Source organism: Polaromonas sp. (genome assembly GCF_010365105.1).
GTDB lineage: Bacteria > Pseudomonadota > Gammaproteobacteria > Burkholderiales > Burkholderiaceae_C > Polaromonas.
This window is the reverse complement of record NZ_JAAFGZ010000027.1, coordinates 25,983-52,137: the sequence shown is the minus strand read 5'-3', so window position 1 is coordinate 52,137 and position 26,155 is coordinate 25,983. Positions and strand designations below refer to the sequence as shown.

Genomic DNA, 26,155 nt, shown 5'->3' with positions numbered 1-26,155 from the left:
GTCTAATAGGGCGAAATTGCCGCCCGCCGTCCGGGCGGATTCACGCCGGCCGGTGCAAGGCCGGCCTTGACCACACCGAACCGATGCAACCTCAACCGAATTCTTCCCCGTCCGCCCAAGTCCCGTTATGGCGCCAGCTTCAAGGCGCCGCTTCCATATTACTGGCCGTGCGCGACGGCCAGTCGATGACGCCGGCGCTGGAAGACGTCGATGCGCAACTCCGTCCCGGCGTCCAGGCGCTGGCCTTTCATGCGCTGCGCTGGCTGGGCCGGGCCGAAGCGCTGCGCCAGCAACTCGCCAAGCGCCCGCCGCCGCCTGAAGCCGATGCGCTGCTGTGCGTGGCGCTGGCATTGGCCTGCGGCGAGGAAGCGGCGCCTTACACCGCGCACACGCTGGTTGACCAGGCGGTGGAAGCGGCCAAGCGCAGCGACGCCACGCTGCACCAGGCCAGTTTCATCAACGGCTGCCTGCGCCGCTTCCTGCGCGAGCGCGACGCCTTGATGGCGCTGACCGAAAAAAGTCCGCTGGCGGTCTGGAACCATCCGCAGTGGTGGATAGACCGGGTGCGCAAGGACCATCCAACGCAGTGGCAGGACATCTTGCGCGCCAACAACAGCCGCGCCCCGCTGATTTTGCGGATTAATGAACGAAAAACGACTCCTGCGCAATACGTGCAAGCGTTGTTAGCTATGGATATAGGAGCGTTCCCCATCGGGGAACATGGCGTGGTCCTGACCGAGGCGCGGTCGGTGATGTCGCTGCCGGGGTTTGCCGAAGGCCATTTTTCGGTGCAGGATGCCGCTGCCCAGCTGGCCGCGCCCTTGCTGCTCGATGGCCTCATGGCCGCTGGCGAGGGCCAGCCCCGCCTGCGCATCCTGGATGCCTGCGCCGCGCCCGGCGGCAAGACCGCGCACCTGCTGGAACTGGCTGACTGCGAGGTCACCGCGCTGGACATCGACGCCAGGCGCTGCGAGCGTATTGCACAAAACCTGAAGCGACTGGGCCTGCAGGCGAACATCGTCGTGGGCGACGCCAGCCGGCCCAACGACTGGTGGGATGGCCGGCCGTACGACGGCATCCTGCTCGACGCGCCGTGCACCGCCTCGGGCATCGTGCGCCGCCATCCCGACGTGCGCTGGCTGCGCCGGCCCACCGACATTGCCCAGCTGGCGGCCATCCAGGCGCGGCTGTTGGCCACGCTCTGGCCGCTGCTCAAATCGGGTGGCAGGATGGTGTACTGCACCTGCTCGGTGTTCAGGGCAGAAGGCGAGCAGCAGGCGCAGGCGTTTGCCGCGGACCACCCGGATGCGGTGTTGATGCCTTCGCCCGGGCATTTGCTGCCGCAGGGGAGTGTCAAAGGTGCCGTATTCCCCGACAATTTGATGCGTGAACACGATGGTTTTTACTACGCAGTCGTTGAAAAACGCAGCGCTTGAAGCGATTGCGCATTGCCTGCTGGCTGCAATCCTGTGCCTGCTGTGGGTGCCAGCGACCTGGGCGGCAGCACCGACCGAGATCACCCAGCTGCGCACCGAGCGCACCGAAGACGGGGTTTACCTCTCGGCGGTGGTGCGGTTTGAGGTTCCGCCCGTCGTGGAGGACGCGCTGCTCAAGGGGATTGCGGTCTATTTCGTCGTCGAAGCCGATGTTTACCGCGACCGCTGGTACTGGACCGACCTGCGCGTGGCCAGCGCTGCCCGCACCCTGCGACTGGCCTACCAGCCCCTGACCGGCCGCTGGCGCGTGAACATCGTTTCCGGCCTCATCACCAGCTCGTCGGGCCTGCGCGCCACGCTGAGCCAGAACTATGAAAGCCTGCCCGAAGCGCTTTCGGCCATCCAGCGCGTGACCCACTGGAAAATTGCCGATGCCTCCGAGGTCGATCCGGGCGAACAATACATGCTCAACCTGAATTTCTGGCTTGATTTGTCGCAGTTGCCGCGTCCTTTCCAGATCGGCGTCGCCGGGCAGCGCGACTGGACCATTTCTGCCCAGTTCAGGGACCGGCTTCGCCTGACGCCTGCGCCTCCCGCTGCCGAGGGCGGTAAATGAGCCGCACCGTCAAGCTGATTGCCCTGAAAAGCAGTCCTGCGTTTCGCTGGACCGTCGGCGTGGGGGCCGGTGTGATCGTGGCGCTGGGCCTGGTCCTGCTTTATCTGCTGACCCAGGCGACCGACAACCGCGAACTGTACGAGCGCAATTACGCCTTGCTTTTCGGCCTGAATGTCGCCGTCGCCGTCCTGCTGCTCGGCGTCGTCGCGTGGATCACCCTGCGCCTGGTGCTGCGGGTGCGCCAGGGGCGTTTTGGCAGCCGCCTGCTGGTCAAGCTGGCCGCCATCTTTGCGCTGGTCGGCCTGATGCCGGGCCTGATGATCTATGTGGTGTCTTACCAGTTCGTTTCGCGTTCGATTGAAAGCTGGTTCGATGTCGAGGTGGAGTCCGCGCTTGCAGCCGGCCTGAACCTGGGGCGCGCAACCCTTGACACCCTCGCCGCAGACACGGGAAACAAGACGCGCCAGGCTGCCACGCAACTGGCGGAAACGCCGGACGCCACGGTAGGCCTGGCGCTGGAGCGCCTGCGTGAGCAGCTTGGCGCCAGCGACGTGGTGCTCTGGAGCGCCTCCGGCCAGCTGATTGCCAATGCCGGTGAATCGCGCTTCCTGATCCAGCCTGAACGGCCGTCGGTGCAGCAGTTGCGCAGCGCGCGCAGCCAGCAGGTGACGACCCAGATCGAAGGGCTGGATGAAGTCGTGCCGGGCGGCAATGGCGAACTCGGCGCCAGCACCGGTCCGCCTGCGCCCGGCGTCACCACGGCGGCCCGGGTCAAGGCGATTGCCGTCGTCAACAACCCGAGCCTGAATGTGCTCGGGCAATCGCGTTTCCTGCAGATTACCACGGTGCTGCCCGCCAGCCTGGTGGCCAATGCGATCGCCGTGCAGGAGGCCAACCGCCAGTACCAGGAGCGGGCGCTGGCGCGCGGCGGGCTGCAGAAAATGTACATCGGCACGCTGACGCTCAGCCTGTTCCTGGCGGTGTTCAGCGCGGTGCTGCTGGCCGTCATTCTGGGCAACCAGCTGGCCAAGCCGCTGCTGCTGCTTGCCGAAGGTGTCAAGCAGGTGGCCCAGGGCGACCTGACGCCCAAGGCCGCGCTCAAGGGCAAGGACGAGTTGGGCGGGCTGACGCGCTCGTTTGCAGACATGACGCAGCAGCTGGCCGATGCGCGGTCGGCGGTGCAGCACAGCATGAGCCAGGTGGACGCCTCGCGCGCCAATTTGCAGACCATCCTGGATAACCTCACCGCCGGCGTCATCGTGCTCGATGTACAGGGCCGCATCCAGTCGAGCAATCCGGGCGCCACCCGCATCCTGCGCGCCCCCCTGCACGACTATCAGGGCCAGCCGCTCGGGCAGGTTCCGGGGCTGGAAGTATTCGCAAAGGACGTGCTGGCGCAGTTTGCCGACTACCTCAGCAATGCGGCCCAGACGCTGGCGCACTGGCAGCAGTCGTTTGAACTGCATGGCGCGGGACACGGCGCCAGCGACAACGCCATCACGCTGATTGCGCGCGGCGCCAAGATGCCCGGCACCGAGGAATACCTGCTGGTGTTCGACGATATTTCCGACATGGTGTCGGCGCAGCGTGCGCAGGCCTGGGGCGAGGTGGCACGCCGCCTGGCGCACGAGATCAAGAACCCGCTCACGCCCATCCAGCTGTCGGCCGAACGGCTGGAAATGAAGCTCAATGGAAAACTGGCGCCGGTCGAACAGGCGCTGCTGACCAAGTCGGTCAAGACGATTGTTGACCAGGTGGACGCCATGAAGCGGCTGGTCAACGAGTTCCGCGACTATGCCCGCCTGCCGGCCGCCGAACTGGTGGCGGTGGACCTCAATGCGCTGGTGGGCGACGTGCTGCAGCTCTACCACGGCGATGCGGCAGGTCCGGTGGTGCCCGTGGTGGCCGAGCTCGATCCCCGCGCGCCACCCATCCGGGGCGATGCCCAGTTGTTGCGCCAGGTCATCCACAACCTTCTGCAAAACGCGCAGGATGCACAGGAAGGCAGGGAACATGCCCTGGTCACCCTCAAGACCGACTATTCCGACAGCTCGCACCGGGTACGCCTGACGGTACGTGACAATGGGGCGGGTTTTCCGGAATACATCCTCAAGCGTGCCTTCGAGCCTTACGTCACCACCAAGGTCAAAGGCACCGGCCTGGGCCTGGCAGTGGTCAAGAAAATTGCCGACGAACATGGCGCGCGGATTGATATTTCAAACCGTGTGGTGGAGGGGATCGTGCAGGGCGCGCAAGTGTCGTTATCATTTGGCGTTGCGACTTGACCGCGACCCGGACAATTCAGGCGCAAAACCTTCATATTGGCAGCAAACATATCAACAACAGGCAGGCAGCAATTCAATCATGGCAAATATTCTGGTGGTCGATGACGAGCTCGGCATACGCGACCTTCTCTCAGAAATTCTCAATGATGAGGGACACCAGGTCGATCTGGCTGAAAATGCCGCCCAGGCCCGTGCTGCCCGTGCCCTGGCGCGGCCCGATCTGGTGTTGCTCGATATCTGGATGCCCGACACTGATGGCGTGACCCTGCTCAAGGAATGGTCGTCCAGCGGGCTGCTGACCATGCCCGTCATCATGATGAGCGGACATGCCACCATCGACACGGCGGTTGAAGCCACCAAGATCGGCGCCATGGCCTTCCTGGAAAAGCCCATCACGCTGCAAAAGCTGCTCAAGGCCGTCGAACAGGGCCTTGCCCGAACGGTGGCCCGGCCGCCCGCCAATGCGCTGAAGGCGACTTCGCCCCTGGTTGATTTTGTGCCTGAAGTCATCATGGCCGGCAGTGTTTTGATGGCCACCGCCGACAGGGGTCTGCAGTCAACCCAGAGCTTCATGCTCGAAAAGCCGCTGCGCGACGCGCGCGACGAGTTTGAAAAAGCGTACTTTGAATTCCACCTGGCCAAGGAAGGCGGCTCCATGACCCGTGTGGCTGAAAAAACCGGTCTGGAGCGAACCCATCTTTACCGAAAACTCAAGCAGCTCGGCGTTGACCTGACACGCGGCAAGCGCAACCTGTGAATTTTGGCGCCGGAGCGGGGCAAAACCGCCCTGCAGGTGATATATACTCATGTGCTCAGGCCCGGTAGCTCAGTCGGTAGAGCAGAGGATTGAAAATCCTTGTGTCGGTGGTTCGATTCCGCCCCAGGCCACCAGTGTTCATGCGCCCCAGCGCCCTTTTCGGGTTCTGGGGCGTTTCTACAATCATGTCAGAATTTCTACATTTCGTGATGGCACCTGAAGCATTAGAAACGAATCTGGCACCTCTTTTCCTCGAGTTGATCCGCAAAAACTCGAAGCTGGAGCCTTCGACACCTCTTTACCGCATTACCGACTTTTTCTCACTTGCGCAAACGTTGAGTGAAAGAAGGCTTTGGATGACCAGGGTGAGCACCTACCCAGATCAAAACGAGGGGGTGGACCGGCTTGTGAAAACCCTATATGCGTCTGCAAGAGGTGAAGGATGCGGAGGTTTCGGGGCGCATGATGAGTTCTCGGCCGCAAAAATGGTTCATGCGGAGCGAAATTGCCGATTCGTGTCGTGTTGGTCAAAAAATCCTGAGTCACATGCGATGTGGTCGATGTACTCGCCTGATCAGGCATCTGTGAAGGTTCAAACGTCTGTAGGTAAGCTACAAGAGCTTTGCGCCCTAGCACTAGCCGAGCAATGGAGTCAGTACTACTATCGCGATAGGGGATGAGGAGCGTAAGCAGACTGCATTCTTGTGTGTTGCGGAAGTTTTGCCAGCACGCTATGAGGATTTGCAGCACCTCTTGAAGCGCCTGGCCCGACGAACGCGACTGGCTCGTCGCGTCGTGAAAAACACAAAGTTCTCGCTCGAAAATGTGAGCTTTAATGGCAGAAAAAGATCATCGCAATGGACGGGCTTTTTGGAACCATCAGTTCTCAAACACAAAGCATTTGAGTATGAGTATGAGGATGAGGTCCGAGTGGCACTCCGATTCGGGTGGGAGCCCTCGTTGCAATCTGGCCTTGATGAAATTAAAAATTCTGTTTTGGAAGCCGCCAAGGGATCGGTAGACATATTAAGAATGCTTCAATCGGTGAACAGTGCTACACAGCCGAACGTCGACGATACGAACTTCAAGTACTACTCGGCACCTACGCCAGACGGAATGATAAGCGCAGCATTCATTGATCCAAGAGCACCCGCGCACAAGCGGAACTTCATTGCTAAATCTTTGCGTGAGTGGGGCATCGAGGTGAAAAATTCAGAAGCGTTTGGGCTGTCCTATACCGGACTCGAGGCTTATCCAGACAAACCCTTTTCTTTCACCTGAGCGGTTTAACGCGTTCACCTATCCGCGTTCGAACGTAGTGCTCGGTCATCTCGCGATTCTTGTGAGCAAGTAACTTTTGTGAATGTGCAAGGTCACCGGTATCTGTAGCTGCTTTCGCTCGAATATCCCGAAACTGGAAATCCACCTTCGCCAGCGTGCGCGCTTTGTCGAAGCGTAAGCGCAGGGCAAACTGAGTCAACAGCTGGCCATTTTCATCTTGGATCAAGTAAGCGCTGATTGCGCGCCGTGGACGCTCATTGATTCGGGTTATCGTGGACGCCAGTTCACCGGTGACCTGAAAGCAATATGACGCACAGGCACGACTTGCACACCGACACGTATCGAGCGTGATCACCGTGCTGGTGTGTCGGCTGTGCCAGAAGAAATTATCAATTGCCGCGTCCTACGGCCAGATGCTATTTTTCCCACAGCGCAGCGCTTGGCACCTGCCTACAGTGTATTGACCGGTTGAAAGGGTTCAGCCGCATGACCCAAGGAATGAAGATGCCTCAAAACACCAAAGACTCCCAAGGTGGGAAAAAGCATTCACCGACGAAATCCGCAGATACCGGCCAGACCGGCGACAAGGCGCAGGCCAAAAAGAGTTCGGCCAACTCGCCGACTGGACCGCATAAACATGGCGAGAAAAAGACCATACCTTGAGCCCTATCGGCCGATTCTCAGCAGTGAACCACTCACTTTTACCCGCAGCTCACTGCATCCCTAAAGCCTGCCACGTGCGGGCTTTTTGCTGACTTTTTGTTGCCGCAGATGCCGATTCGACTAGGCGCCCCTGGTCAAACCGGCGCCGGCGCCGACAGGCATGAAAAACTGTGTGGGTAAATTTTGGCGCAGATCGGGGTCGCTCTCTTCTGTCCCGCTGCGCAGTCTGCTCGAATCAGATCAGCCGAGCAGGCCGATGATGATGTCCACGATCAGGTTGTTTTGTTGCTGCACCAGAACGATATCGCCGCCGATTCGGGCGTAGCGATAACCGTATGGGGCAGGCGGCAGCAGGCGAATCACGGGCTGGGGTACCGCGTAAACGACCACGCCTCTGGGCACACGCTGGCCGACTTGCCAGTTCCGGGCTTGTCCCGGAGGCATGCAGCCGTTGTGCTTTTTGGCCAGTCCCGGCGGGCAGTTTTTGCCATTGCCGTAGTTATGGGTGTAGTACTGCTGCACAGCGATGCGTTGCCGGTCATCGAAGTAGCGGCCTTGCCTGATGTCTTCACGCTGACGCTTTTCGGCCTGCTTGTGCGCCTTTTCGTACTGCTTCTGATCATCCTTTCGATCCTTGGCATATTCTTTTTCAGCGTGTTTTTGCGCCTTTTGGTATTCCTTCTGCGCGTGTTTTCCCTGGCCGTTTCCTTCATCGCCATGGTCCTTGGCAAAGCCGGGGGCTGCCGCAAGGAAAAGCGAGGCCATGGCCAGCGCGACGAGGCGCCGTGGGGTGGGGGAGGGCAGGAAGTGGGTCATTGTGTATTCCATCAAGCTCAAAACAAGCTCATCAGTTAGTATCACGCCGTCGCTGACAGGCTTCTGTAGGATGCGCCCGCATGTTGCTGCCCCACTTGGCTTGACTTGCTCGGGCACGGGGCAAGGGGTAACTGGCACACTCACTGGAGCAATGGTCCCGCAACGACGCTTCATTTCCGTCATAGTTGCCCACCAGCATTGCCCATACTTGTTCACCACCCCGAAAATTTTGCCAGCCCGCAGCCCGAACATGGCTTTCTCCCTGAAGCGAATTGCATCGGTCGTGCCTTCAGGACGTGTCCGTACGTCGAACGTACCGATACTGTCGGCGCAGCATCAGGTATGCGCATTCGACTGTGGGCCGAATCGTCTCAGCCCACCGAATGGCGCGGCAGGTCGATGGTGAAAATGCATCCCGTGCCCGGCCTGTCCTGAACGCTCAGGGTGCCGCCGTCAGCCTCGACGTTTTTTCGGGCAATCGACAGGCCAAGGCCGACGCCCGTCCTGTCATCGCTGCGCTGACTGAAGGGCGTGAACAGCTTTTCGGGGTTGCCGGAGGGCAGGCCGCCGCAGTGGTCTTTCACCTCGATCAGGATGCGCTCGCCCGCTGCGTACGCCTCCAGCGTCACCTCCGTGTGCTGGTGCGTGAACTTGAAGGCGTTGTGCAGCAAGTTCATCAGCGCGGCCAGCATCAGGTCGTGGTTGACCTCGATTCCCAGCCGTGGGTCCACGTCGGCCACGGTGAAACGGCACCCTCGCGTGGCCGCATCCAGGTCGGCGTCGCTTTTGGCGTCGGCGATGAAAGCCGCCAGCGAGAGGGGCTGCTGTTGACGGAGTGGCCCGCCCTCGACTGCCACCTCGGCCAGGGCGTTGCTGATCAGCCTGGCCATCGACACATGGCTGCGCTTCAACACGGCGCCGGTGGCTCCGGCCGGTGTCAGGTTGCCCATCTCCATGGCCGTGACCGCAAGGATGGCTGTCCCAAGCGCGTTGCGCAACTCGTGCATCAAAAAGCCCAGCTGCTCGTTCTCACGCAGGCCTTGCTGCACCGTGATGACGGCATCGCGCTGGGCGCTGAATTCGCTCACGGCGTCCGCAATGGCATTGTCCAGGCAACGGTTCAGGGTGCGGTATTCGTCGATGCTGAAAGGCGCATCCCGCTCAAAGGCCAGGTCCGTGATGGCCTGGCAGAGGTCGCCGTAATCATGCACGACCTGGTCCACGCTGTAGCCCAGGTGCAGCAACGCCTTGCCATGTGCCGCCGCACTGAGCCCCATTTCGGACAATTTGGACGCATCACCGCCCGACGGGCCGGAAATTTGAAGGCTGGTGCCGTCTTGATTGTTTTGCTCGGCCGCCAGTGTTCTGGTCAACTGGTCGATGAACATCGGGATGCCGTTTTTAAGCTGCAGTGAGGTAGCAGCCCGTTTCGGTCTTTTGGCAACCTTTTCGATGCACCTGGCAATCAGGTCGGCCCGATTGTTGGCTAAAAAGTCGTTCATCATGGAGTCAATCCTCGTGGCGTTTCAAGCCTTTTATTTGCGATGGACGGGCTCTACCGGTTATTCGCTGACCCAGCACGCACGCTGCATCAATACTGTGAAAGCCAGCGTGGTATCAACTTGAGCTTGTCTCGCGGCGCGCAGGACATCAGAAATTTTGCTACTGAATTTATAGCTCTTCGCGCCTTCTGCGCATGCGCCAGAGGCCTGTTTGGTACCAAAAAAAGCTTGGCTGTTCAAAACGAATACCGCCAACCCTGTCGCGTCGAAATTTAGCCGCCCAAGTTAACACGTTGAAATGAAACCGTATGTGCGTTGCCGCACACAGTGTTTGAATAGGCTGTGCCGCGTGCGCAGCCAGTGCCCTGCATGCACAGGGAAAAGGCGGAACGGGCGTATCAGCCTTAGGCGCAGGAAGGCCGGTGTCCTACCTGCGCCTGCAGGCCACTGGTTACCCTTGTTCATGCAATTGAGAATCTACCTTGTTGAAGACAACCCGATCATTCTGGAGTGGCTTGCCGAAGCCCTGGAGGAACTGACCGATACGCGTGTGATCGGCTCGTCGGGAACCGAATGCGAAGCATGCCGCTGGCTGAGCACGCACCAGTGTTGCTGGGACGTGGTGGTGGTGGACCTGTGGCTTGCCCAGGGCAATGGGCTTGAGGTGATCAGGCAACTGAGTCCGACGCTTGCGCAGAAAGTGGTCGTGCTGACGAACTATCCGACCCCGCAAATGCGCGAACTTTGCATGTCTGCGGGTGCCGATGCGTTTTTCGACAAGTCAACGGAACTTGATGAGTTCACGACTTACGTGTTTGAGGAGAGCGCGAATCATCAAGACTAGCGAGAAATCGAAATGCCCATGTCCCTGGTGAACTGGAATCACCGTCATGGGCCCGCTATTTCAGACCGGAGGAATGCCCAAAGTTCTTCATCAGACTTTGGGTCTTCTGCATTCCTGTGCCCGCGTTTGAACACGGGTCCAGGCCGGACTCAAATCCTTCAACAAAAATACTGCGACCAGTAGTAGGTGCTGATGGTCGGGTTGTAGCCGGGGTTGGCAAATTTGGCGACATACATCTTGTTGTCCTGATAGGACACGATGCTGCCCGCCGCATACTGCTTGCCCTGGTTCCAGCTTCCAGCGCTGCAGCTTCCCGCCACAACAGCTGCCTGCGCCGGGGCTGGGGCCGGGGTGGCAGCAGCGGCCACAGCGCCGCCGGAAGACTTGAAGATGTTGTAGAACTGGAAGTCAGTTTGCGCCACACCGCTGAACGATGCCAGATTGGTCGATCCATTGCTGGATTGCGCGCGGTCTCTCTGAAAAGACCAGTAAGAAATCAGGCCCACGCCGTTTTGCCTGACAAAGTTGGCAACCATTTGCGCGTCATCGAGCGTGAAGGTCGAACCATCATCGTTCTTTCCAATCATGGGCGTGATCCCCATCATGGCGTGAAGCTGTCCCTGGGTCTTGCCGCGAAAGACCGACGCCATCTGGTTGGCGGCAGCACGGAACGTCGTGAGTGACGCTTCGCCTACGGTGGAAGGTGACACCATGGTGCGCAGGTTCTCGACGCCGAAGCTCATCGTCATCACATTGACCATGTCGATTCGCACGCCGGCTGCCACGCTCGTGTTCAACAAATTCATGGAATCGGTGCTGAAGCCCCGCAGCCAGCCAGGCAAGGTAAAGGAAACATACAGGTCGGGATACTTCGCCTGTAGCCGCGCCAGAACACGCGCTCTGCGGGCCGTGCCTTCCACATCCTTCAACTGCTGGCCTTCAATGTCGAAGTCGAAGCGGCGGGTATTCGCGTCGCTCATCAGCTTTTCCATCAGGTTGAACAGCTGGTCGTCGTCCTTGCAGGCAATCTCTGCATACACGCCGTTTTGACCACCGAACGAAATCATCAGCTGGCCGCCTGACCCGACATAGGTGCGCGCATCCGCCAGCTTGTTCATCAGATCGGGGACCAGCGCGCAACTGCCGTTGGTGACGGCAAAGGCAAGGATGGCACTGTTCATGCCGGCGGATTGTTTCGCATCATTCAACGAGCCGCCCCATGAATGAAAATACGGGGCTACCTCGGCCGCGCTGGCTGCCTGGCCCAGGCAAAGGACAAGGGCGCCAGTCAGGGCTTTGGTGATCGAATTGAATTGGGGACGTGAATGCATCATGTTGAATTTTGGGCGTGAAAGGATCATTTGATCCAATGAATGAACCGAATAACTGCGGATTGAACGGGAGCCTGGCGACCAGAAAGTGCTGAAATTCACACTGGCGCCGGACGGCGAAGCCAGGGCAGGGCACGCGTCATCTGGCAATGCTTCCCCGGGCTGCAATTCATTCGAAAGCGGCACAACAGGCCGGTGAACGAAAAGTCAGCGGATTTTGACGGTCGAGCTAATAAGGGTCAACCCGTGTGAAGTAACACACAGTTTCGAGCGAAATAGCAAGTAACAGCGCACCGGCGGGCTGCGTCGCGGCTCATTCAGCCGGCCGCCAAAGGTGCTGAAACGGTTGGTAAAACGGCTGTTCAGGGGAGAGAACTGCCCTGCAGCGAGTCGGCCTTGCTTTTTTCAGTGCCTGCAAAACAAGGCTTTTTTGGCTGCGACTGTGTTAACGCAACGTGAACTGCCAGCAACAACTTGTTGCGAACACGTCGAAATGAAGCGCGACGATACGACGCGCCGGCCGGTCTTCAGCCCGTCTTTCGTCGGGATGACCGGAGCCGGCATGAACAGCCTGGCCTTGCTTGCACAAAGCGCTGGCGGCGCCGGGTTTCATGCCGGCAGCACGGCCGTCACCTCGATCTCGACCTTGGCCTGGGTCTCGACCAGCGCCGCGACCTGCACGCAGGTCATCGCCGGAAAGTTCCGGCCCATGACTTCGCGGTAAACCGCGCCAATGTCTTTCAGCCGGGCGTTGTATTCGACCCGGTCAACGATGTACCAGGTCATGCGCACCATGTGCTCGGGACCGGCGCCGCCGGCTTTCAGGACAGCGCCGATGTTTTGCAGGGCCTGCCGGGTCTGGGCGACAAAATCGTCGCTTTCAAAGCGCTGCTGCGCGTTCCAGCCGATCTGGCCGCCGACAAACAGCAGGGCGCCACGCGCCAAAATGCCGTTGGCATAGCCCCTGGGTTCGGCCCAGTCGGGCGGCTGGAGTCTGGTGATCATGGTGTTTCCGACAGGGTCTGGAGGTAGGGCCGCAGGGCCAGGCGCAAATCGTCAGGGATGCGCACCGGTTTGCCCTGCGGAACGGTTGAATGGACGACCACGCCTTGCGCTCTTAATTTAATAGCGGTTGACCCGCCTGGGGTAAGCGGGGAAGCATGAATTTCATAGTGCATGCCCAAGCTGGCGCCACCGAGGCGCGTCAGCTCCAGCGTCAGGCTGAGTGCATCGCCATGGCGGCACATGCCGAGGAATTCGGTCTTCATGTCAACGATGGGCAGGCCCATGCCTCTGGCAATCAGGTCATGCTCGGGGAACCCGATATGCGCCAGGAAGTCTTCCTGCACCTCGTGCAGCAGCACATAGAACTGCGGGTAAAAAACAATGCCCGCCGGGTCGCAATGCTGAAAGCGTACGCGCTTGTGGACGGTGAACTTCATGGCTGGCGCAGCTTGAAGCGCTGAAGCTTGCCGGTTTCGGTGCGCGGCAATTGCAGGAGGAAGGCGATCTGGCGCGGGTACTTGAACGGCGCCAGCATCGCCTTGACATGCGCCTGCAGGGCCTTGACCTGGGCGGCGTCGCCCGTATGGCCGGGCCTGAGCACCACAAAGGCCTTCACGACCATGCCCCGGTCGGCATCGGGAACGCCGACCACGCCGCATTCGGCCACTGCCGGGTGCTTGAGCAGCGCGTCCTCGACCTCCGGGCCGGCGACGTTGTAGCCGGCGGTGATGATCAGGTCGTCATCGCGTGCCTGGTAGAAAAAATAGCCGTCCGCGTCCTGCGTGAAGGCGTCGCCGGGGAAGTTCCAGCCGTCTTTCACATAGTTGCGCTGGCGCTCGTCGTCCAGGTAGCGGCAGCCGGTCGGACCGATCACTGCCAGCCGGCCGATGTGTCCGTGCGGCACTTCCGCGCCGCTGTCATCCACCACTTTCGCGGTGTAGCCGGGCACGACCTTGCCGATGGCGCCCGGCCGCACCTCGCCGGGAGATGAGGAAATGAAGATGTGGAACATCTCGGTCGCGCCGATGCCGTCGATGATCTCGATGCCGGTGGCGTCCTTCCAGAGCTGGCGCGTGGCGTCTGGCAGGCTTTCACCGGCGCTCACGCAAAGGCGCAAATCCGGTACGCCATGCAGCCGGGCAAACGCGGCCATCTGCCGGTAGAACGTCGGTGCGGTGTAGCAGATCGTCGCGCCGACCTGCTGGATCAGCTGGACCATCGCTTCGGGTGTGTAGGGAATCGACGGGTAGTACACCGACGCGCCGGCCCACATCGGAAAGATCAGCAGGCCGCCCAGCCCGAAGGTGAAGGCCAGTGGCGGCGAGCCCATGACGATGTCGTCGGGCCGTGCCTGCAGCACATGGCGCGGCCAGGCTTCGCACGCGGCCAGCACGTCGCGGTGGCTGTGCACCGCCGCCTTGGGGCTGCCGGTGGTGCCCGAGGTGAAGGCCATCAGGGCGATGTCGTCGCTGGCGGTCGGGCAGGGCGTGAAATGGCCGTCCTTTTGCGCCGACAGCACCGCCATCGAGCCGGGTGCGTTCATCAGGTTGAAGGGAATGATGGTCTGCAGCGTGCCGCCTCGCGACTGGGCAATCTCCAGTTCTTCCAGCAGTGCGCCGTCGCACAGCGCCAGCAGGGGCTGGGCCTTGGCAATGATTTCGCCAAGTTCCTTGGCGCGCAGCAGCGGCATGCCGGCGACCGCCACCCCGCCGGCCAGCACCACCGCCAGCCAGGCCAGCGCCATGCCGATCGAGTTGCCGCCGCGCAGCAGCACGCGGTTGCCGGGGACCAGCCCGAAATCCTCGGTCAGCACCTGCGCGATGCGCTTGACACGGTCCAGGGCATCGGCATAGCTCAGCGTGATGCGGTCCGAGCGCAGCATCGGCCGGTCGGCATGGCCGTTTTGAAAAGCCCGGCTGAACAGCACCTCGACCAGGTTGGCCTGTTCCGGGATGTCGCTGCCCGGCAGATAGACGCGCCGGGGCCACTGGTCCGGCGGCGGCAGGCGGTCGTGCACGAAGCGGTCGGTCTGCGCAGACGCTGCGCTGTGAGCCGGAGCGGACGTTGACGCGGAAGTGGTGTTCATGATTGCAGTACCGCCTTGCCAATGATGAGTTGCTGAACTTCGGTGGCGCCTTCGTAAATGCGCAATGCGCGGATGTCGCGGTACAGGCTTTCGACCTTGGTGCCGACCTTCACGCCCAGGCCACCGTGCAATTGCAGCGCCATGTCGATGACGCGCTGGGCGTTTTCGGTGGCGGTCATCTTGGCCATGGCGGCTTCCGCTGTCACCCGCACCGGGTTGCCCTGGCGTTCGCCTTCGTCGCGCAGCCAGGCGGCGCGGTAGGTCAGCAGCGCCGCCGCATCGACCAGCGCGGCCATTTCGCCGACTTTGGCCTGCGTCAGTTGAAAGTCGGCGAGCGTCTGGCCGAACATCTGGCGGGTCCTGGCATGCCGCACCGCCTCTTGCAGTGCGCGCCGCGCCATGCCCAGCGCCGCGCCCGCCACCGAGGCGCGGAAAATGTCCAGCGTCTGCATCGCCAGCCGGAAGCCGCCGTTGAGCAGCCCGAGTTGCGCGCCGCCGTCCAGCCGGCAATCGGTGAACTGAAGCGTCGCCAGCGGGTGCGGCGACATCACGGCGATGTGCTCGCTGGCGTCCAGGCCGGGCGCGTCGGCGTCGATGATGAAGGCGGTGATGCCGCGCGTGCCCGCGCCGGGGTCGGTCTTGGCAAAGGTGACGTAGAAATCTGCGATGCCGCCGTTGCTGATCCAGGTCTTGCTGCCGTTGACGGCCCAGCCGCCCTCGGCCTGGGTCGCACGTGTCGTCATCGCGCCGGCGTCCGACCCGGCATCGGCTTCGCTCAGTGCGAAGGCGGCTATTTTTGCGCCGCTGGCGACCAGCGGCAGGTAAGCGGCCTGCTGCGCCGGCGTGCCTGCCAGCGTGATCGCGCCGCTGCCCAGACCCTGCATGGCGAACGCAAAATCGGCCAGCGGCGAGTGAAAGGCGAGTGTCTCGCGCAGGATGACCAGCGCCCGCGAGTCGAGCGCGGGCAGCGCGCCACCCAATGCGCCGTCGATGCCGCTAGGCACGCAATAGCGCAGCCAGCCCGCGTCGGCCAGCCGTTTCACCCATGCACGGCAGGCCTGCCTGTCGTCGCGTTCATCGACCTGCTGGTCTGGAATCCAGCCGGCCAGCCGCGCGCCGAGTTCGCGGTGAACGTCGTCAAAGAAAGGCAGCGTCAGGTGGGTGGTCGTGGGGGTCATGGGCTAGATCTTTCTGCGGGCGTGATGCTCGGGTTCAGTCGCCCTGAAACACCGGTTTTTCTTTGGCGGCAAAGGCTTCGTAGGCGCGGGTGAAGTCCTGCGTCTGCATGCAGATCGCCTGTGCCTGCGCCTCGGCCTCGATGGCCTGGTCCAGCGTCATGGCCCACTCCTGGTGCAGCATGGTCTTGGTCATGGCGTGTGCGAAGCTCGGGCCGCTGGCCAGGTCGCGCGCCAGCTTTTGCGCAGCTTCCATCAACGCTTCGGGCGCATGCAGCGCATTGAAAAAGCCCCACTGCAGACCTTCGTCGGCGTTCATGGCGCGGCCGGTGAACAGCAGCTCCGACGCCCGGCCCTGGCCGATCAGGCGCGGCAGCAGCGCGCAGGCGCCCATGTCGGCGCCGGCCAGGCCGACGCGGGTGAACAAAAAGGCGGTGCGCGCCTGCGCCGTTCCCAGCCGCAGGTCGGACGCCAGCGCCATCATCGCGCCGGCACCGGCGCAGATGCCGTCAATCGCCGCCACGATGGGCTGCGGGCAGGCGCGCATCGCCTTGACCAGGTCGCCCGTCATGCGGGTGAATTCGAGCAGTTCGGGCATCGTCATTTTCGTCAGCGGCCCGATGATTTCATGCACGTCGCCGCCCGAGCAAAAGTTGCCACCGGCGCCGGTCAGCACGATGACCTTCACGTCGGTGGCGTAGTTCAGCGCGCGAAACAGGTCGCGCAGCTCGGCATAGGATTCAAAGGTCAGCGGATTCTTGCGCTCCGGGCGATTCAGCGTCAGTGTGGCAACGCCGCTGTCAAAGGCGTAGGCGAAATGCTGCGCCTGGTAGGCAGCCAGCGCATCGAACTGCGCATGCATGGGATTGGCCGGGCCGATGTAGTGTTTCATGCACTTTCCAATGGGGTTTCGAGTGAAGTGTCGAGGTGGTAATGCTGCTTGACCTTGCCGAGCAGCTGGTGCAGGGCTTCGACCTCGGCGGGCGACAGGCCTTCAAAAGCGGCGACGATCCAGCCTTCATGCTGGCGCGCCATGTCTGCAAACAGGCTGCGGCCGCGCGTCGTCAGGCACACCCGGTAGGCGCGGCGGTCGCCTTCAACCTCGATGCGTTCGACCAGCCCTTCGGCCACCAGCTGGTCGGTGATCCCGGTGACGTTGCCGCCGGTCACCATCATGCGGCGCGACAGCTCGTTCATCTTCAGGCCATCGGGCTTGCGTTCGAGCTGCGCCATGAGGTCAAAGCGCGGCAGCGTGGTGCCGAACTGCTCGCGCAACTGGGTGCGCACCTGCTTTTCAATCAGCTGCGTCAGCGTCAGCATGCGCAGCCACAGGCGCAGGGCTTCGGGGTGCTCGCTGTGGCCGCGTGCTTCCATGTCCATCGGTTTGTTCCTGTTGTCCATTGAGCGCTACTTATTCGATAGCTGTCTGGGTAGATGGAGCTTGCGCAATTGCCGTTTTCTGCTTGAAAACCTCGCGGTAGAGCTGGTCCCGGCCGCTCAGGTACGGCTTGGGCCAGTCCAGCTGCCGGCTTTGCAGTCTGGCTCCTTCATGCAGCGTCCAGGCCGGGTCGGCCAGGTGCGGGCGGGCAATGGCGCACAGGTCGGCGCGACCGGCGGCAATGATGCTGTTGACCTGGTCGGCCTCGGAAATCGCGCCAACCGCCATCGTCCGGATGCCGACCTCGTTGCGGATGCGGTCGGCAAACGGCGTCTGGTACATGCGGCCATAGACCGGCTGGGCCGCGCGCGTGGTCTGGCCCGACGACACGTCGATGACATCGCAACCGGCGGCCTTGAACAGCCGGGCAATTTGCACCGCGTCGTCGTCGGTATTGCCGCCGGGTGCCCAGTCGTGGGCGGAAATGCGCACGCTCATCGGCAGGTGCGCGGGCCACACCGCACGCAGGGCGCTGAACACTTCGAGCGGGTAGCGGCAGCGGTTTTCCAGACTGCCGCCGTAGTCGTCGCTGCGCTGGTTGGTCAGCGGCGTGATGAAACTCGACAGCAGATAGCCGTGCGCGCAGTGCAGTTCCAGCCAGTCAAAACCGGCTTCGACTGCGCGCCGCGCGGACTGCACAAACTTGTCCTTCAGGCGCTGCATGTCGCCGAGCGTCATGGCCTGCGGCACCTGGTTGGTCGGGCCATACGCCACGGCGCTGGCGGCCAGCAGCGGCCAGTTGCCTTCAGGCAATGGTTCGTCGGGCGATTCCCAGCCGACCTGGGTCGAGCCCTTGGGGCCGCTGTGGCCGAGCTGCAGCCCGATCTTCGCGCCCGTGCCCGAGGCATGGACGAAATCGGCAATCCGCTTGAAGGCCAGCATCTGCGTGTCGTTCCACAGGCCGGTGCAGGCCGGCGTGATGCGGCCCTCGGGCTCGGGCGACGTCATTTCCACGAACACCAGCGCCGCGCCGCCCAGCGCCCGCGCGCCCAAGTGCACCAGGTGAAAGTCCTGCGGCACGCCCTCGACCGCGCTGTACATCGCCATGGGCGAGACGACGATGCGGTTTTTCAGCGTCAAGCCACGCACCGTCAGCGGCAGCAACATGGGTGGCACGGACCTGGACTTGGCGCTCGCCACACTTTCGCGGTTTTCCTCAGCCTGTCCAAGGCCGTCCTTCAACGGCGCCTCGTCTTTCAAGCCGGGGCCGCGGGACCGGCTTTGCCGGACCGCAGGCGCAGCGGCCCCCTCGGGGGGCAGCGCATGACACGAAGTGAAAAGCGTGGGGGCTTTTTCAGCCAGCCACTGCTCATAGCCTTGCAGCCAGGTGGCATCGCGCACGCGCAGATTCTCGTGGCTGATGCGCTGCGAACGGGTCATCATCGAATAGAAGAACTGCTCGGCTTCCAGGCTGCTGTAGCGTTCGACGTTTTCAAACCATTCGGTCGAGTTGCGTGCGGCGTTCTGGATCTTCAGCACCTCGACCGAGCGCACGGCTTCGTAAGTCTGCAGCGCGGCTTCGAGGTCGGGTTGCCCGGCCAGGCAGCGCGCCAGCTCGATCGCGTCTTCGAGCGCCAGCTTGGTGCCGCTGCCGATCGAAAAGTGCGCGGTGTGCGCCGCGTCGCCCATCAGCACGATGGGCACGCGTTTGCCTTGTATGGTTTCGTGGTGCACCCAATGCCCGCAGACCACGCGCGGAAAGCGGATCCAGATGGCCGAGCCGCGCACATGCGTGGCATTGTTCATGAGTGCGTGGCCGCCGAGGTACCTGGCAAACAGCCGCTCGCAAAACGCAATGCCGTCCTGCTGGCTCATCTGGTCCAGGCCGTGTGCCTTCCAGACCGCTTCGGGCGTTTCGACGATGAAGGTCGAGGTGGTGGCGTCGAACTGGTAGGCATGGGCGGCAAACCAGCCGTGCTCGGTCTGCTCGAAGGCAAAGGTGAAGGCGTCAAAGGTCTGGTGCGTGCCAAGCCAGACAAAGCGGCAGTTTCGCAATTCCACATCGGGCTGGAAGCTGTCGGCATAGCGGCTGCGGATTCGGCTGTTCAGCCCGTCGCAGGCAATCACCAGGTCGGCGTCGTACTGCGCGGCGATTGCCTGGTCGTCGCTCACGTCAGTCTCGAACACCAGATCGACGCCGAGCGCCAGGCAGCGGTCCTGCAGGATGTTGAGCAGCCGCTTGCGGCCAATGCCGCAAAACCCGTGACCGCCCGAACGCACTGCGGTGCCCTTGAAGAACATCTCGACGTCGTCCCAGTGGTTGAAGGCGTCGCCGATCAGCTTCGCGCTGTCCGGGTCGGCCGCCTGCAGGTTGGCCAGTGTCTGGTCCGACAGCACCACGCCCCAGCCAAAGGTGTCGAAAGGGCGGTTGCGCTCGACCACCGTGACCTGGAGGGAAGGGTCTTGCCGCTTCATCAGCAGGCTGAAATACAAACCGGCGGGACCGCCGCCCAGGCAAAGGATGTGCATGCAATACGTGCCTCGTGAATTGATACAGCCTTAATTGTTTAGGTTTAAAGTAAATTCGTCAAGCGGGTTTCTTGACTGAATGCCTCCCGCGGCCGCGCGAAAAATGCTTGTGGCGCAAAGCTACACTCAAAACAGGCAGCCGCCGCTGCAAACCTTTTGACGATGGACTCCCTGGCATGACTTCAAGCAACCGACCGTTTCCCCTTTCTCTTTTGCGTATGTCGCTGATCAGCCAGATCGTCATCGGCCTAATCTGCGGCATCGCGCTGGCGCTGCTGGCGCCTGCCGCTGCGCGCGCTGTTGCCTTGCTGGGTGACCTGTTCATCGCCGCGCTGAAGGCCGTAGCGCCGGTGCTGGTGTTCGTGCTCGTGGCGGCGTCCATTGCCGGTCACCAGCGCGGCCAGCCGACGCACATCCGGCCCATCTTGCTGCTCTACCTGATCGGCACGCTGGGTGCGGCTGTGGTGGCCGTGATGGCCAGCTTTGCCTTTCCGACGACCTTGGTGCTCAACGCGCCACCCGCTGTCGGCGCGCCGCCCGGCGACATTCTGGGCGTTTTGCGCAACCTGCTGCTGAGCGCGGTCGCCAACCCGGTCCAGGCGCTGGCCGAGGCGAATTTCATCGGCATCCTGACCTGGTCCATCGGGCTGGGCATGGCGTTCAGGCATGCCAGCCTGAGCACGCGCACCCTGCTGCTGGACCTGTCCGGGGCGGTGTCGCGCATTGTCAGGGTGGTGATTGGTTTTGCCCCGCTGGGTATTTTCGGCCTGGTGGCCGGCACGCTGGCCACGTCGGGCCTGGGCGCGCTGCTGGGCTACGGCCGGCTGCTGCTGGTGCTGGTGGGTTGCATGCTGTTCGTCGCGCTGGTCATGAACCCGTTCATTGTCTTTCTGGCCATGCGCCGCAACCCTTACCCGCTGGTGTTCACCTGCCTGCGCGAAAGCGCCGTCACGGCCTTTTTCACGCGCAGCTCGGCGGCCAACATTCCGGTCAACATGGCGCTGTGCAAACGCCTGAACCTGCATGCCGACACCTACTCGATCTCGATTCCCCTGGGCGCAACCATCAACATGGCGGGCGCGGCCATCACCATCACCGTGATGACGCTCGCGGCCGTCCACACGGTAGGCCTTGGCGTTGACATTCCTACGGCGTTGCTGCTGTGCGTGGTGGCTTCGCTGGCTGCGTGCGGGGTCTCTGGCGTGGCGGGCGGCTCGCTGCTGCTGATTCCGATGGCGCTGAGCCTGTTTGGTATTTCGGCGGATGTGGCCATGCAGGTGGTGGCAATTGGTTTTGTCATCAGCGTGGTGCAGGATGCGGCGGAAACCGCGCTCAATTCATCGACCGACGTGCTGTTCACCGCCGCTGCCTGTCCGCGCGAGGTGGACCTGCCCGCCACCCCGCTTTCATGAGCCTGTTGCTGTGTTGACGCTGACCGCCGGCCTGGCGGTGTCAGCGGCCGCTGAACAGCGATTTGCGTCATTTCAGATTTTCAGGGCGCCTGGAAGCCGTCTGCCCGGTAGGTCAGCACCAGCGTGTCGCGCACGCCGCCTTGCCGGTCCTGGCCGTCGGCCGGGAAGATCGGCGTGGTTTCGTGGATCACCCGCTCGTCGTCCATGAGCAGCGCCGTCAGCGGCTCCTGCATCAAGAAGCGCATGCCATGCGGGCCGTGGGCATCGAAAACGCGGGTTTCGCCACCCTTGACGCCGCGCCGCGCCACCAGCAGCACGACGACAAAATCCACGCCGTCGCGGTGCGCGCCCTCGGGCGTCGGCCGGCCCACGCCTTCGGTGGTGTCGATGCGGAACTGGTGCGCTTCGATGTACCAGCGCGGCACCGCCTTGACCTGCGCAAACAGCCGGCCCAGGCTGGCCAGCAGCTCCTGCCAGGCCGGTGCTTCGGCGATGGCCGGCTCGACCGGGTCGAACCAGCGCTCGAACCCGCCATGCAGCGCGTTGTAGTCGGTCGGCTGCCAGTGCGCCCGGTGCGGCGTCTGCTCAAGCGCGCCGCTGTCCAGTGTCTGAACGAAGCAGGCATGGCGGCGGCGGCGGTAGTGGCCGCCATCCTTGAGGTGCGCGTCGGGCGGCAGCCGGTTCCAGGAAGCGGTCAGGTCATTCCAGCCGTGCTGCCACTGCGGCACTTCAAGCTTCAGGCTGGCGGGGAAATCAGCCGGCAGCAGCAGGCTCAGTCCGTCCTGGCGCAGGGCCTGGTCGGCGGGTTTTTGAACGGTGGCAATATTGAACATGTCCGCTATTTTGCTTGATGCCCGTCGGCCTGAAGGGCGCGCGCCTGGCGCCGCCTGCGGGCGGCTGCAGGACGTGGCAGTCACCTACATACAGGCGCGCAAAAGCTGCGGATAATCACGCCAGTGTTTCAACCTGAGGAGGCGTATTCGATGCTGTACAGATTCAAGTCAAAAAATATGGGCGATGTGATCATGCTGGAGCCCAACGGCCGGCAGGTGCTGGAAATCATCGGCAAGACGCCCGGCCCGCGCGGCATCATCCTGCCCGAGCAGATGCCCGCCGCCGTCAAGGCGCTGGAGGCCGCCATCAAGCTCGAAGAGTCGGGCGACGACAAGGACGGCGAGGGCCTGCCCGAAGGCGTTGGCCTGCATCAGCGCGCCAAGCCCTTCATCGACATGCTGCGCTGGAACATCCAGGCCGGCCAGGAAGTGGTCTGGGGCGTTTAAGCCTGTCCAGGCCGCTACTTGCGCCGAATTGAAAAAGCCCCGGCAACGGGGCTTTTTTGCGTCTGGCGGCAAGAGCCGCGTCAATCGACCTTGGCTCCCGAGGTCTTCACCACCTGCGCCCATTTCTTGTGTTCGGCGTTGATGAAAGCGGTGAACTGCTCGGGCGTGTTGCCACCGGGAATGGCGCCCTGCGCCAGCAGCTTTTCCTTGATGGCCGGCGTGCCGAGCGATTTGGCTGCCTCCTGCTGGATGCGGTTGATGATGTCAGGCGGCGTGCCGGCAGGCGCCAGCAGGCCGAACCAGGAACTGGCCTCGAAGCCCTTGAGCGCCGGGCCGCCGGCTTCCTCGACCGTCGGCACGTCGGGCAGCGCGGCCGAACGCTGCGCGCTGGTCACGGCCAGCGCCTTGAGCTTGCCCGACTTGATCAGCTGCATCGACGACGGCAGGTTGTCGAACATCACATCGATGTCGCCGCCCACCATCGCCATCAGGGCCGGGCCCGAGCCACCGTAGGGGAAATGAACCATGTGGATGCCGCTCATGGTCTTGAACAGCTCGCCGGCCATGTGGATCGAGGTGCCGTTGCCGCTGGACGCCATGTTGAACTTGCCAGGGTTCGCCTTGGCCGCGCGAATGAAGTCGGTCACGTTGTTGATGCCCGCCGCCTTGGCTTTTTCGGCATTGACCACCATCACGTTGGGCACGCCGGCCACCAGCGTGATCGGCGCAAAGTCCTTTTGCGGGTCAAAGGCAAGCTTGCTGTACAGCGCCTTGTTGATGCCGTGCGTGCCGACGGTTCCCATCAGCAGCGTGTAGCCGTCGGGCGCCGACTTGGCCACCACGTCGGCGCCGATGTTGCCGCCCGCGCCAGCGCGGTTTTCCACCACGAAGGGCTGGCCAAAGGCCTTCTGCAATTCGGGTGCCATGGCGCGGGCCAGGATGTCGGTGGTGCCGCCGGGCGCAAACGGCACGACGATCTTGACCGGGCGGGCCGGCCAGGGCGTCTGGCTCCAGGCCGGGTTTGCTGCGAAAATAGTAGCAATAAGTGCTGTGCAGGCAAGCGCAGAGCGGCGATTCGGCTTGAAATTTGGCATCAACAGGGTCTCCGTGTGTAGTCTGGCTTTCACCATAGCGGTACGGGGCTGCAGTTTCAACCGGGTTAATCCGGGAGCCCATGAAAAAAGCCGCCGGGCTTGTGCCGGGCGGCTTTGCAGCACAGCGTGCCAAAGGCGATCAGTCGGCGAACTTGCCGCCGGCTTCAATCACCGGCTTGAGCTTGTTGATCTCGGCCGTCACGAAAGCCTTGTGCGCGGCGGGATCGACGCGCTTGTCGGTCACCACGACGGCGCCCAGGCCTTCCTGCTTTTTGATGAAGTCAGGGTCTTTGAGTGCCAGTTTCAAGGCGGTATTGATCTGGGCCAGCACGGCGGGTGGCGTGCCCTTGGGCGCGTACAGGCCGTGCCAGATCGTCAGGTCAAAGCCCTTCAGGCCCATTTCCTGCAGGGTCGGCAGGTCCTTGAGCACTTTGTTGCTTTTCAGGGGTTTGGAGGTTGTCACGGCATAGGCCTTGACGCGGCCGGCTTCGATCTGGCCGGTGGTGTTGGTGGTCTGGTCGCACATCATGTCAACCTGGCCGCCGACCAGTGCATTCATCGCCGGCGCCGTGCCGCCGAACGGAATGGTGGTCATCGGTTCCTTGGCATTGATGGCCGATTGCCACATCAGGCCGCACAGGTGCGAGGCTGATCCCAGCCCGGCATGCGCGATGTTGAGCTTTCCGGCATTGACGCGAATGTAGTTTTCCAGGTCGCGGTAGTTGTTGGCCTCCAGCTGGGGCTTGCCGATCAGCGTCATGGGCACTTCATTGATCATGCCGAGGTATTCAAAGTCTTCCAGCGGCTTGTACTGCAGCTTGCGGTACAGGCCTGGCGCAGCGGCCATGCCGATGTGGTGCAGCAGCAGCGTGTGGCCGTCGGGCGAGGCCTTGGCGACCTTGTTGGCGCCGATGGTGCCACCGGCACCGTTCACGTTTTCAACGACGAAGTTGGCGCCGCCGCCCATGGACTTGCGCATCGCTTCGGCCAGGTCGCGCGCCACGCGGTCGGTCGGGCCGCCTGCGGCAAACGGCACGACAAAGGTGATGGGCTTGGAGCCGGGAAAGGTCTGTGCGCTGGCCGGGAAAGCTGAGAAGAGGGTGGCCGCAGCGGCGGCAAGAACTAACAGGCGTTTCATGAACTTGTCCTTTGAATGAAGGATGTAGTCTAGATGCCGAGCTCATCCGGCACATGGCGGAAACTACTTAGAAATCCGTATTCTGCCGGCGGCAAACCCTTGCGCAGGACGCCAGCAAGGACGCTGCGCGGAGCCGGGGTGCGTGCCCCGTACGCACGTGAATTTTCCTCAGCGCATTTCGAACAGTTCCTGGTGAAAATCGTCAGGCGCCAGCCCGGCGGCCATGAAGTCCCGGCGCAGTGCCTGTCCAAAAGCGCCCGGACCACAGAACCAGACGCTGGCCGACTGCCACTCGGGCACGGCAGTGCGGATGCGCGCTGCATCCAGCCTGCCATCCCTCTTGTTGACCAGCAGGTGCAGGCGAACATTGGCGGCCCGGGCATCGGCTTCGAGCTTGTCGATGGCGGCTTGCTCGTAGTCGGCGGTGGTGTGGAAAAGGTCGATGACCTGGTGCCCCGGCGTGTTGGCCAGGGCCTTCAGGCGGGCGACAAAAGGCGTGATGCCGATGCCGCCGCCCACCCATATCTGGCGCGGATGCTGGTCGGTAAAAGTGAAGCATCCATAGGGGCCTTCGACCTTCACCTCGTCGCCTGTTTTCAAGCGCTGCTGCAGGCGGCTGGTGTGGTCGCCCAGCGCCTTGGTGATGAACACGATGCGCCCGTCGCCGGTCCATGCGGAGGCGATGGTGTAGGGGTGCGCGCCTTCGCGGCGGTCGGAGGTCACGAAGGCGAATTGCCCGGCCTCATGACCGCGCCAGCCGTCCTGCAGTTTGATGGCGGTTTCGAGCACGCGCAATTCGGGGTAGTAGGTCAGCGATTCGATCGTGCCCCGGGTCCGCCGGCCCGCGCCGATGCGGCCGGACAAGGCCAGCAGCGCCGCCACCACGCCGCCTGCCATCAACAGCGCCATGACAACGCCGATTGGCTGGGTCCAGTAGCTGAACTTCATCAGCACCACCGAGTGAAATACCAGCACCAGATAAACCACGGCCAGCCACTGGTGCAGCTTGACGAACTGGCGGTACGGAAAGCGCTTGATCAGGGCCAGTGCAATCAGCACCACGGCCGCATAAAACGCCCATTCACCCAGCGACTCGGCCAGGCCGCGCTGGCTGCGCAGGAACTGCTCAACCGGACCCAGTCCCTCGCCCTGCACCCGTGGCCCACGCGCCGGACGGACCAGCCAGCCCCAGCCCACCATCCATTTCGCCCCCTGCGCCCATAACCAGTGCGTGACGGCCAGGACCAGGGCCGCGATGCCCAGCCATTTGTGCAGGCGGTACATCTTGTCAAGCCCGTCAAGCCGAGGCTCCAGCCATTTCGGTCTGGCGGCGAGCCACATGGCCGCGCTCATGGCGCCGATGCCGAGGACGCCGGTGAATTGGATGAATACGCTGCGCAGCGAAAAGAAGTCAAGCGTGGCAGGCAGCAAGGTGTCGGCCAGTAGCCATAACGCCGAGCACATGGCCAGCAAGGCCCAGAAAGTGAGTTTGATGCGTTTCATGTTCGGTCTTTCATGGCTTGTGAC

The 26,155-nt window shown here is 62.6% G+C and carries 25 protein-coding genes and 1 tRNA gene; 11 read left to right on the top strand and 15 right to left on the bottom strand.

Features of this window, described 5'->3' with window-relative positions; all coding sequences use genetic code 11:
• The first annotated feature begins 83 nt into the window (after positions 1-83).
• The 7 genes from rsmB to GZ092_RS16065 all read left to right on the top strand — a co-directional run bounded on the left by rsmB (position 84) and on the right by GZ092_RS16065 (position 6,375).
• Positions 84-1,436 carry a 16S rRNA (cytosine(967)-C(5))-methyltransferase RsmB gene (gene rsmB / locus GZ092_RS16095; RefSeq protein ID WP_293637898.1) on the top strand — a complete coding sequence of 451 codons (1,353 nt, stop codon included), beginning with the start codon at positions 84-86 and terminating at the stop codon, positions 1,434-1,436.
• Complete coding sequence (locus GZ092_RS16090) at positions 1,417-2,052, top strand: DUF4390 domain-containing protein (protein WP_293637896.1); 636 nt, start codon at positions 1,417-1,419, stop codon at positions 2,050-2,052. The genes rsmB and GZ092_RS16090 overlap by 20 nt, the downstream gene beginning before the upstream one ends.
• Complete coding sequence (locus GZ092_RS16085) at positions 2,049-4,337, top strand: ATP-binding protein (protein ID WP_293637894.1); 2,289 nt, start codon at positions 2,049-2,051, stop codon at positions 4,335-4,337. The genes GZ092_RS16090 and GZ092_RS16085 overlap by 4 nt, the downstream gene beginning before the upstream one ends.
• 79 nt (positions 4,338-4,416) lie before the next feature.
• Positions 4,417-5,094 carry a response regulator gene (locus GZ092_RS16080; protein WP_293637892.1) on the top strand — a complete coding sequence of 226 codons (678 nt, stop codon included), beginning with the start codon at positions 4,417-4,419 and terminating at the stop codon, positions 5,092-5,094.
• Between the two features lie 58 nt (positions 5,095-5,152).
• Positions 5,153-5,228: transfer RNA gene (locus GZ092_RS16075), tRNA-Phe, on the top strand.
• Positions 5,229-5,234: 6 nt separating this feature from the next.
• Positions 5,235-5,774, top strand: coding sequence for a hypothetical protein (locus GZ092_RS16070; RefSeq protein WP_293637890.1), 540 nt, complete (start codon positions 5,235-5,237; stop codon positions 5,772-5,774).
• Positions 5,775-5,847: 73 nt separating this feature from the next.
• Positions 5,848-6,375, top strand: a complete 528-nt coding sequence (locus GZ092_RS16065; protein WP_293637888.1) for a hypothetical protein — start codon at positions 5,848-5,850, stop codon at positions 6,373-6,375.
• Here GZ092_RS16065 and GZ092_RS16060 read toward each other — a convergent pair.
• Entirely contained in the window at positions 6,368-6,601 is a 234-nt protein-coding gene (locus GZ092_RS16060; RefSeq protein ID WP_293637887.1) for an integrase, read from the bottom strand. The two genes, GZ092_RS16065 and GZ092_RS16060, sit on opposite strands and share 8 nt — an antisense overlap.
• Positions 6,602-6,861: 260 nt before the next feature.
• Between GZ092_RS16060 and GZ092_RS16055 the strand changes: the two genes are divergently transcribed.
• Positions 6,862-7,038, top strand: a complete 177-nt coding sequence (locus GZ092_RS16055; RefSeq protein WP_293637885.1) for a hypothetical protein — start codon at positions 6,862-6,864, stop codon at positions 7,036-7,038.
• Between the two features lie 240 nt (positions 7,039-7,278).
• On the opposite strand, the gene GZ092_RS16050 is transcribed toward GZ092_RS16055, so the two are convergent.
• Both GZ092_RS16050 and GZ092_RS16045 read right to left on the bottom strand, forming a co-directional pair.
• Entirely contained in the window at positions 7,279-8,106 is an 828-nt protein-coding gene (locus GZ092_RS16050; RefSeq protein WP_293637884.1) for an RcnB family protein, read from the bottom strand.
• Positions 8,107-8,225: 119 nt separating this feature from the next.
• Positions 8,226-9,356, bottom strand: coding sequence for a HAMP domain-containing sensor histidine kinase (locus tag GZ092_RS16045; protein ID WP_293637883.1), 1,131 nt, complete (start codon positions 9,354-9,356; stop codon positions 8,226-8,228).
• A gap of 463 nt (positions 9,357-9,819) precedes the next feature.
• Between GZ092_RS16045 and GZ092_RS16040 the strand changes: the two genes are divergently transcribed.
• Positions 9,820-10,200: a response regulator gene (locus tag GZ092_RS16040; protein WP_293637882.1), complete on the top strand. Its 381-nt coding sequence runs from the start codon at positions 9,820-9,822 to the stop codon at positions 10,198-10,200.
• 158 nt (positions 10,201-10,358) lie between these two features.
• Here GZ092_RS16040 and GZ092_RS16035 read toward each other — a convergent pair whose 3' ends face one another.
• The 8 genes from GZ092_RS16035 to GZ092_RS16000 all read right to left on the bottom strand — a co-directional run bounded on the left by GZ092_RS16035 (position 10,359) and on the right by GZ092_RS16000 (position 19,704).
• The gene (locus GZ092_RS16035; RefSeq protein ID WP_293637881.1) at positions 10,359-11,534 is read right to left on the bottom strand and encodes a glycosyl hydrolase family 18 protein; all 1,176 of its coding nucleotides are present in this window, start codon (positions 11,532-11,534) and stop codon (positions 10,359-10,361) included.
• Positions 11,535-12,140: 606 nt separating this feature from the next.
• Positions 12,141-12,536: a RidA family protein gene (locus GZ092_RS16030; RefSeq protein WP_293637880.1), complete on the bottom strand. Its 396-nt coding sequence runs from the start codon at positions 12,534-12,536 to the stop codon at positions 12,141-12,143.
• Entirely contained in the window at positions 12,533-12,973 is a 441-nt protein-coding gene (locus GZ092_RS16025) for a thioesterase family protein (protein WP_293637879.1), read from the bottom strand. The genes GZ092_RS16030 and GZ092_RS16025 overlap by 4 nt, the downstream gene beginning before the upstream one ends.
• Positions 12,970-14,622 (bottom strand): AMP-binding protein, encoded by a 1,653-nt coding sequence (locus GZ092_RS16020; protein WP_293637877.1) that lies wholly within the window; start codon positions 14,620-14,622, stop codon positions 12,970-12,972. Before GZ092_RS16020 ends, GZ092_RS16025 begins: the two co-directional genes overlap by 4 nt.
• The gene (locus GZ092_RS16015; protein ID WP_293637876.1) at positions 14,619-15,800 is read right to left on the bottom strand and encodes an acyl-CoA dehydrogenase family protein; all 1,182 of its coding nucleotides are present in this window, start codon (positions 15,798-15,800) and stop codon (positions 14,619-14,621) included. The genes GZ092_RS16020 and GZ092_RS16015 overlap by 4 nt, the downstream gene beginning before the upstream one ends.
• A 34-nt stretch (positions 15,801-15,834) precedes the next feature.
• On the bottom strand, positions 15,835-16,689 hold the full coding sequence (locus GZ092_RS16010; RefSeq protein ID WP_293637875.1) for an enoyl-CoA hydratase family protein: 855 nt from the start codon (positions 16,687-16,689) through the stop codon (positions 15,835-15,837).
• Positions 16,686-17,177, bottom strand: coding sequence for a MarR family transcriptional regulator (locus GZ092_RS16005; protein ID WP_293637873.1), 492 nt, complete (start codon positions 17,175-17,177; stop codon positions 16,686-16,688). The genes GZ092_RS16010 and GZ092_RS16005 overlap by 4 nt, the downstream gene beginning before the upstream one ends.
• A gap of 31 nt (positions 17,178-17,208) precedes the next feature.
• Positions 17,209-19,704: a bifunctional salicylyl-CoA 5-hydroxylase/oxidoreductase gene (locus GZ092_RS16000; RefSeq protein ID WP_293637872.1), complete on the bottom strand. Its 2,496-nt coding sequence runs from the start codon at positions 19,702-19,704 to the stop codon at positions 17,209-17,211.
• 176 nt (positions 19,705-19,880) lie between these two features.
• Here GZ092_RS16000 and sstT point away from each other — a divergent pair, with 176 nt between their 5' ends.
• Entirely contained in the window at positions 19,881-21,116 is a 1,236-nt protein-coding gene (sstT, locus tag GZ092_RS15995; RefSeq protein ID WP_293637871.1) for a serine/threonine transporter SstT, read from the top strand.
• An 80-nt stretch (positions 21,117-21,196) separates the two neighbouring features.
• Here the strand turns inward: sstT and GZ092_RS15990 are convergent, their stop codons facing one another.
• Positions 21,197-21,949, bottom strand: coding sequence for a 2OG-Fe dioxygenase family protein (locus GZ092_RS15990; RefSeq protein WP_293637870.1), 753 nt, complete (start codon positions 21,947-21,949; stop codon positions 21,197-21,199).
• 150 nt (positions 21,950-22,099) lie between these two features.
• Here GZ092_RS15990 and GZ092_RS15985 point away from each other — a divergent pair, with 150 nt between their 5' ends.
• Complete coding sequence (locus GZ092_RS15985; protein ID WP_293637869.1) at positions 22,100-22,396, top strand: DUF1840 domain-containing protein; 297 nt, start codon at positions 22,100-22,102, stop codon at positions 22,394-22,396.
• A gap of 80 nt (positions 22,397-22,476) precedes the next feature.
• Here GZ092_RS15985 and GZ092_RS15980 read toward each other — a convergent pair whose 3' ends face one another.
• The 3 genes from GZ092_RS15980 to GZ092_RS15970 all read right to left on the bottom strand — a co-directional run bounded on the left by GZ092_RS15980 (position 22,477) and on the right by GZ092_RS15970 (position 26,131).
• Positions 22,477-23,490, bottom strand: coding sequence for a tripartite tricarboxylate transporter substrate binding protein (locus tag GZ092_RS15980; RefSeq protein WP_293637917.1), 1,014 nt, complete (start codon positions 23,488-23,490; stop codon positions 22,477-22,479).
• Between the two features lie 139 nt (positions 23,491-23,629).
• Positions 23,630-24,628 carry a tripartite tricarboxylate transporter substrate-binding protein gene (locus tag GZ092_RS15975; protein WP_293637868.1) on the bottom strand — a complete coding sequence of 333 codons (999 nt, stop codon included), beginning with the start codon at positions 24,626-24,628 and terminating at the stop codon, positions 23,630-23,632.
• Between the two features lie 168 nt (positions 24,629-24,796).
• Entirely contained in the window at positions 24,797-26,131 is a 1,335-nt protein-coding gene (locus GZ092_RS15970) for a ferric reductase-like transmembrane domain-containing protein (protein WP_293637866.1), read from the bottom strand.
• Between the last annotated feature and the right edge of the window lie 24 nt (positions 26,132-26,155).

What these genes read in the sequence shown, in the direction of transcription:
- rsmB (WP_293637898.1), top strand. Translation starts at nt 84, where the DNA reads ATGCAACCTCAACCGAATTCTTCCCCGTCCGCCCAAGTCCCGTTATGG.
- GZ092_RS16085 (WP_293637894.1), top strand. Translation starts at nt 2,049, where the DNA reads ATGAGCCGCACCGTCAAGCTGATTGCCCTGAAAAGCAGTCCTGCGTTT.
- GZ092_RS16080 (WP_293637892.1), top strand. Translation starts at nt 4,417, where the DNA reads ATGGCAAATATTCTGGTGGTCGATGACGAGCTCGGCATACGCGACCTT.
- GZ092_RS16070 (WP_293637890.1), top strand. Translation starts at nt 5,235, where the DNA reads ATGCGCCCCAGCGCCCTTTTCGGGTTCTGGGGCGTTTCTACAATCATG.
- GZ092_RS16055 (WP_293637885.1), top strand. Translation starts at nt 6,862, where the DNA reads ATGACCCAAGGAATGAAGATGCCTCAAAACACCAAAGACTCCCAAGGT.
- GZ092_RS16050 (WP_293637884.1), bottom strand. Translation starts at nt 8,106, where the DNA reads ATGTTCGGGCTGCGGGCTGGCAAAATTTTCGGGGTGGTGAACAAGTAT.
- GZ092_RS16045 (WP_293637883.1), bottom strand. Translation starts at nt 9,356, where the DNA reads ATGAACGACTTTTTAGCCAACAATCGGGCCGACCTGATTGCCAGGTGC.
- GZ092_RS16040 (WP_293637882.1), top strand. Translation starts at nt 9,820, where the DNA reads ATGCAATTGAGAATCTACCTTGTTGAAGACAACCCGATCATTCTGGAG.
- GZ092_RS16035 (WP_293637881.1), bottom strand. Translation starts at nt 11,534, where the DNA reads ATGATGCATTCACGTCCCCAATTCAATTCGATCACCAAAGCCCTGACT.
- GZ092_RS16030 (WP_293637880.1), bottom strand. Translation starts at nt 12,536, where the DNA reads ATGATCACCAGACTCCAGCCGCCCGACTGGGCCGAACCCAGGGGCTAT.
- GZ092_RS16025 (WP_293637879.1), bottom strand. Translation starts at nt 12,973, where the DNA reads ATGAAGTTCACCGTCCACAAGCGCGTACGCTTTCAGCATTGCGACCCG.
- GZ092_RS16020 (WP_293637877.1), bottom strand. Translation starts at nt 14,622, where the DNA reads ATGAACACCACTTCCGCGTCAACGTCCGCTCCGGCTCACAGCGCAGCG.
- GZ092_RS16015 (WP_293637876.1), bottom strand. Translation starts at nt 15,800, where the DNA reads ATGACCCCCACGACCACCCACCTGACGCTGCCTTTCTTTGACGACGTT.
- GZ092_RS16010 (WP_293637875.1), bottom strand. Translation starts at nt 16,689, where the DNA reads ATGAAACACTACATCGGCCCGGCCAATCCCATGCATGCGCAGTTCGAT.
- GZ092_RS16005 (WP_293637873.1), bottom strand. Translation starts at nt 17,177, where the DNA reads ATGGACATGGAAGCACGCGGCCACAGCGAGCACCCCGAAGCCCTGCGC.
- GZ092_RS16000 (WP_293637872.1), bottom strand. Translation starts at nt 19,704, where the DNA reads ATGCACATCCTTTGCCTGGGCGGCGGTCCCGCCGGTTTGTATTTCAGC.
- sstT (WP_293637871.1), top strand. Translation starts at nt 19,881, where the DNA reads ATGACTTCAAGCAACCGACCGTTTCCCCTTTCTCTTTTGCGTATGTCG.
- GZ092_RS15990 (WP_293637870.1), bottom strand. Translation starts at nt 21,949, where the DNA reads ATGTTCAATATTGCCACCGTTCAAAAACCCGCCGACCAGGCCCTGCGC.
- GZ092_RS15985 (WP_293637869.1), top strand. Translation starts at nt 22,100, where the DNA reads ATGCTGTACAGATTCAAGTCAAAAAATATGGGCGATGTGATCATGCTG.
- GZ092_RS15980 (WP_293637917.1), bottom strand. Translation starts at nt 23,490, where the DNA reads ATGCCAAATTTCAAGCCGAATCGCCGCTCTGCGCTTGCCTGCACAGCA.
- GZ092_RS15975 (WP_293637868.1), bottom strand. Translation starts at nt 24,628, where the DNA reads ATGAAACGCCTGTTAGTTCTTGCCGCCGCTGCGGCCACCCTCTTCTCA.
- GZ092_RS15970 (WP_293637866.1), bottom strand. Translation starts at nt 26,131, where the DNA reads ATGAAACGCATCAAACTCACTTTCTGGGCCTTGCTGGCCATGTGCTCG.